This window comes from Winogradskyella sp., from assembly GCF_016744625.1.
Lineage (GTDB): Bacteria > Bacteroidota > Bacteroidia > Flavobacteriales > Flavobacteriaceae > Winogradskyella.
The window spans coordinates 1-5,550 of sequence record NZ_JADGDZ010000137.1; the positions used below are offsets into that span (position 1 = coordinate 1).

The window sequence follows — 5,550 nt, forward strand, 5'->3', positions numbered from 1 at the left end:
TGACCATTAATAATAACTTGTTCCACTGGATTATGCGCAAACGCATAAGGAATTTCACTATAATCATTTAGTGGCTTGGTTATAATTAGATTCGCCTTTTTTCCTCTAGTAATACTGCCGTACATATTACTAATTCCCATAGCATATGCACCATTTACTGTAGCTGCATTAATGGCTTCTTCTGGAGTTAATTTTAGTTTTACACATGCTGCACCAACTACAAAATTCATGTTACCACTTGGAGCAGAACCAGGATTATAGTCTGTAGCAATAGCTAGTGGTAATCCAGCATCAATAAGTTGTCTGGCAGGAGTATAAGGAATACTTAAAAAATAGGAACAGCCAGGTAATGCTACAGGAATAGTGTCACTATTTTTTAGAGCTTTAATATCATCTTCATTTAATTCTTCTAAATGGTCTACAGATAAAGCATTATGCTTAACACCTAAAGCAACTCCACCTAGAATATTGAATTGATTTACATGGATTTTTGGTCTTAGATTATGTTCTAACCCAGCTTTGAGAATGGCTTCAGTGTCTTTAATATCAAAGTAGCCTTCTTCACAAAAGACATCTATATAGTGTGCTATATTTAACTCAGCCGCTTTAGGGATAAGTTCTTTAGTAATCTGTTTAATATACTCTTCTTTTTTAGGTCTGAAAGCTTCAGGAATAGCATGTGCAGCTAATAACGTCGGAATTATTATGGCCAAACTTTCTTGCTTAATGCGCTTAATAACACGAAGCATTTTCATCTCGGCTTCAACCGTTAAACCATAACCTGTTTTAATTTCTACAGCACCAGTTCCCATTTTAATAAGTTCATCCAAGCGTTTTATAGACTGTTCATATAAATCGTCTTCAGATGTGTTTTGCAGCAGTTTTGCGGAATTTAAAATACCACCTCCATTATTTGCAATTTCTGCATAGCTTAAACCATTTATGCGATCTACAAATTCTGAAGTTCTATCACCAGCATAGACAACATGTGTATGAGAATCGCACCAAGACGGCAATACAATTTTACCAGTAGCATCTATAACAGTTTCTGCTTCAATACCTTTGCAATTTTTCATGTCACCATATTCTATAATGGTATCGTGCTCTATATAAACATAGGCATTCTCTTTTACAGTAAGTCTTTTCATCTCGCTACCTTTTAGTACAGTAAGATTATGCTTATGAACTTGGAGTAATTGTTTAATGTTGGTAATAAGTATAGACATATGGTTGGCTTTTTGTAAAGATTACGATTTTTTTGAACAAAAAAAAACGCTAGCCTTATAAAGCTAACGTTTTCTTTTAATTTTTTAGTTTTAAAAATCTATTCCTTTATAAATTTTGAAGCAAATGTTCCATTTATTGTAATGGTATAAATTCCGCTTACCAATTCAGAAACGTCTAAGGTTTCATTTGTATTTAGAGATTTACTTAGAACGCTTTTTCCAAGGACATCAAAAATTGATACTTCAATTGATGTATTAAAGCCTTCAAAATTCAAAATATCTCTTGCTGGATTAGGGAATATCTTTATTGAAGTAACATCAAAATTATCAGTACCTAATGTTTCTAATAAGTTTTCAATATAGTTTAAGTTGTCTGCGCCATAAGCATTACTTGCAATGTCTAAATCTAGATCACCATCAAAATCTGCAACATTATAAACAAATACTTGAGATTGTGTGTCGTTTATAACTTGTTCTGCACCAAAACTTCCGGCACCATTATTTTTAAACCAAACTAAATCTGCAACATCAGCTAATGCACCACTACTAACGATAATGTCTTTTAGTCCATCATTATCTAAATCTCTAAATTGAGCCACAGCAGGATTATTAGTCGTTGTAGTAAATGTGTTTTCTGTATAGCCAGCACCATTGTCTTCATACCAATAAAGTTGACCTCCGGAACCTCCACCATAAGAAATTTCTGTGGCTAAAATGTCTAAATTAGCATCACCATCTATATCTTCGAAAGTAGCATTAAAAAAACCTTCCTTTCCAGTAGCAACAGATGTTGCATCTTTTGCAAAAGCAACAGCACCACCAGGAACAAGGTCATTTCTAAATATTTCAATAACATCACCACCATAAACAGCAGTAGCAATTAATGCATCTAAATCACCATCTGCATCAATATCTTTCATATTTACAACACCAGGTGTAGTCAATGTATTATCTATAGTGCCTGCTAAAGTAAAACTTCCGGAGCCATCATTAGAAAACCATACAACTTCATTATCAGCAGAGGCTGTAACAGCAATATCTGGAGTTGCACCAGCATCAATTGCACCAACAAAAAGTCCGCTCATACCATCATAACTATCGGTAATTAATTGCTCAGCACCAAAGCTACCACTACCATTATTTGCAAACCATACAAGTTTGGAATCCATAGCAAGTGTAGGACCACTATATGCTCCAAAACCTACAGCTAGAATATCTTTGTCACCATCGTTGTTTAAATCAACCAATTTAATACCACCAATATTCATTAAGGTATTAGTAATAGCAGTTTGTTTAACAAACGTGCCATCTCCATTACCTTTATACCATACAAGAATATGATCTTCATCAGTACCTATCACAATATCGAGATTACTATCGCCATCTATGAGTCCATTCGCTATTGTATAAGGGTTATTTCCTGTAGCTGCATCAATAGTTGTTTTTGCAGCCCAAACGGTTTGAGAATTTACAGTTAAAGCAACGCAAAATATTGATAATAAAGTAAGTAAAGTTCTTTTCATGATAATTAAGTTTGTTTGTGCGAATATATTAATTAATTCGCATCAAACGCATTTTGTCGGTAATAAATTACGCTTCATCGTTATTTTAAGCTACCAACCATATCTTCTGGTTTTACCCATTCGTCATAATCTTCAGCAGAAACATAACCTAAATTTATAGCTTCTTCTTTTAGTGTTGTACCATTTTTATGAGCTGTGTTTGCAATTTCAGCAGCTTTGTAATAACCAATCTTTGTGTTAAGTGCAGTAACTAACATTAATGAATTATTTAATAACTCTTTAATCACTTCATGATTTGGTTCAATTCCACTGGCACAATTTTCATCAAAGCTTGCACATGCATCACCTAAGAGTTGAGCTGATTGTAAAATGTTTGCTGCCATCATTGGCTTAAACACATTAAGTTCGTAATGTCCTTGTGTACCACCAACAGTTACAGCCACATCGTTACCCATAACTTGTGCACAAACCATAGTTAAGGCTTCACATTGTGTTGGGTTAACTTTTCCTGGCATAATAGAACTTCCTGGTTCGTTTGCAGGAATAATGATTTCGCCAATACCAGAACGTGGACCAGAAGCCATCATTCTAACATCGTTAGCAATTTTATTTAAGGATACAGCTAATTGTTTTAGAGCTCCATGTGTTTCTACAATGGCATCATGTGCAGCTAAAGCTTCAAATTTATTTTCTGCCGTTACAAATGGTAAACCTGAAAACTCTGCAATATATTTAGCAACTAAGACATCGTAACCTTCTGGAGTATTAAGTCCTGTTCCAACAGCAGTTCCGCCTAAAGCCAATTCACTTAAATGCGCTAAAGTGTTTTCTACGGCTTTTAAGCCATGATCTAATTGCGACACATAACCTGAAAACTCCTGACCCAATGTAAGTGGAGTAGCATCCATTAAATGTGTACGACCAATCTTTACAACATTTTTAAACTCAATAGATTTATTATGTAATGTATTACGTAGTTGAATCACTCCAGGAATCGTAGTTTCTACCACTTTTTTATAAGCTGCAATGTGCATTCCTGTTGGGAAAGTATCGTTAGATGATTGTGATTTGTTGACATCATCATTTGGTTGTATGGTTTTTTCACCTTCTCCAATCACTTTACCAGCAATTTGGTGTGCTCGGTTTGCAACCACTTCATTCACATTCATGTTACTCTGTGTACCAGAACCTGTTTGCCAGATGACTAACGGAAACTGATCATTATGTTTGCCTTCTAAAATTTCGTCACAGACTTGAGCAATTAAATCACGTTTTTCTTTAGCTAAAACATTAAGCTCACAATTAGCGTAAGCAGCAGCTTTTTTAAGGTAAGCAAAGCCGTAAACAATTTCTAAAGGCATAGATGCAGGTGCACCAATTTTAAAATTATTTCGAGAACGTTCTGTTTGCGCTCCCCAAAGTTTATCGGCAGGTACTTTAACGTCGCCCATTGTATCTTTTTCTATTCTGTAATCCATAATTTATAGTTTTAAAAGCCCTACAAAATTACTGATTTTGAGGATTGAAAACTATTAAATATTAGGCTTTATTTATGCAGAATTATGAGTTTAAAAAGTTGATAACTTTTATTAAAATTACGTAGTTCTACGTATTGATATTTTGCTTCTAAAAAACTAACTTCGCTTAACGTTTGATATAAGTCATTGAAACGGACTCATATCACAAAGTTGGTACCAATTAAAAAAACTGAAACAAAATGGCTACATTAAAAGGAGCAATGCGTTCTTACGGAGCAGCAGTCCGAAGAATGGAAAGAGAACAACAAAGACAAGCACGTGAATCAGCAAAGAGATTTAAAGAGCAACAAAAATTACAAGAAATTGAAAATGCTCAACAAGCAGTTTTAGATTGGGAAAATTATGTAGACACAATTCAATCTCTTCATAAGAATTGTACTGAACCAATTGATTGGCAACAAATTGAAAATACAGAAAAGCCTAATGAGCCAAAAAAAGAAAATAAAAACGAGGTTGTTGCTAAAAATCGATTAGACAATTTTAAACCTTCATTTTTTGATAAAATATTCGGTTCAACTCAAAAGAAAATAAACAGATTAACCGAACTTGTAGAAAAAGCCAAATCAAAAGATAAAACAGAATTTGATTTAGGTTACAAACAATATTTAGATGAATTAAATAATTGGAAAGAATTACAAGAAATAAATGCTGGAATTAACAAAAACGAAGCTAAATATTATAAAAAAGCACTTCAATATTTCAATCCATTTTCAGACATTGGAGAGTTAGGTACACAAATTAGTTTCAATTTTAATGAAAATCATATTGACGTAGATTTACACGTAAACAGTTTAGAAGTAATCCCAGATTATGAGTTAAAACAGACTTCAACGGGAAAGTTGTCTAAAAAGAATATGCCAAAATCACGATTTAACGAATTATATCAAGACCATATTTGTAGTGCTTCAATGCGAATTGCGAGAGAAGTTTTTGCTTATTTACCAGTTGATTACGCAAGAATTAATGCACTTTCCAAACTTGTTAATACGAAAACTGGACATTTAGAAGAACAACCTATTTTATCTGTTATATTTCCGCCTGAAACAATCGACAGTTTGAATTTGGAAACAATTGACCCTTCTGACAGTATGCAAAATTTTGTACATAATATGAGTTTTAGCAAAACAAAAGGATTTTCGATAATTGAAAAAGTTGAACTCGGAAAAGAATAACTGGTGCCAACAAAGAACTGAGTTAAAAAACAAGCAATTTTAAGCTAATCTTGAAACAAAGTTTTCATCATAAGGTCGTCCACTTTTAACA

General features: G+C 33.5%; 4 protein-coding genes. 1 reads left to right on the forward strand and 3 read right to left on the reverse strand.

Translation table 11 applies throughout. From position 1 onward, the window contains the following. The 3 genes from hutI to fumC all read right to left on the reverse strand — a co-directional run. The coding region (hutI, locus tag QZZ53_RS16630; protein ID WP_296386791.1) for an imidazolonepropionase at positions 1–1,226 on the reverse strand (1,226 nt) is incomplete at its 3' end. 98 nt (positions 1,227–1,324) lie between these two features. Continuing rightward, positions 1,325–2,749 carry a T9SS type A sorting domain-containing protein gene (locus QZZ53_RS16635; protein ID WP_296386794.1) on the reverse strand — a complete coding sequence of 475 codons (1,425 nt, stop codon included), beginning with the start codon at positions 2,747–2,749 and terminating at the stop codon, positions 1,325–1,327. An 80-nt stretch (positions 2,750–2,829) separates the two neighbouring features. After that, on the reverse strand, positions 2,830–4,227 hold the full coding sequence (gene fumC, locus QZZ53_RS16640) for a class II fumarate hydratase (protein WP_296386796.1): 1,398 nt from the start codon (positions 4,225–4,227) through the stop codon (positions 2,830–2,832). 239 nt (positions 4,228–4,466) lie between these two features. Here fumC and QZZ53_RS16645 point away from each other — a divergent pair, with 239 nt between their 5' ends. Further along, on the forward strand, positions 4,467–5,459 hold the full coding sequence (locus tag QZZ53_RS16645; protein WP_296386799.1) for a hypothetical protein: 993 nt from the start codon (positions 4,467–4,469) through the stop codon (positions 5,457–5,459). The last annotated feature ends 91 nt before the right edge of the window (positions 5,460–5,550 follow it).

Excerpts from the sequence above, each read along its gene's own strand:
- QZZ53_RS16635 (WP_296386794.1), bottom strand. The coding sequence starts at position 2,749 with ATGAAAAGAACTTTACTTACTTTATTATCAATATTTTGCGTTGCTTTA.
- fumC (WP_296386796.1), bottom strand. The coding sequence starts at position 4,227 with ATGGATTACAGAATAGAAAAAGATACAATGGGCGACGTTAAAGTACCT.
- QZZ53_RS16645 (WP_296386799.1), top strand. The coding sequence starts at position 4,467 with ATGGCTACATTAAAAGGAGCAATGCGTTCTTACGGAGCAGCAGTCCGA.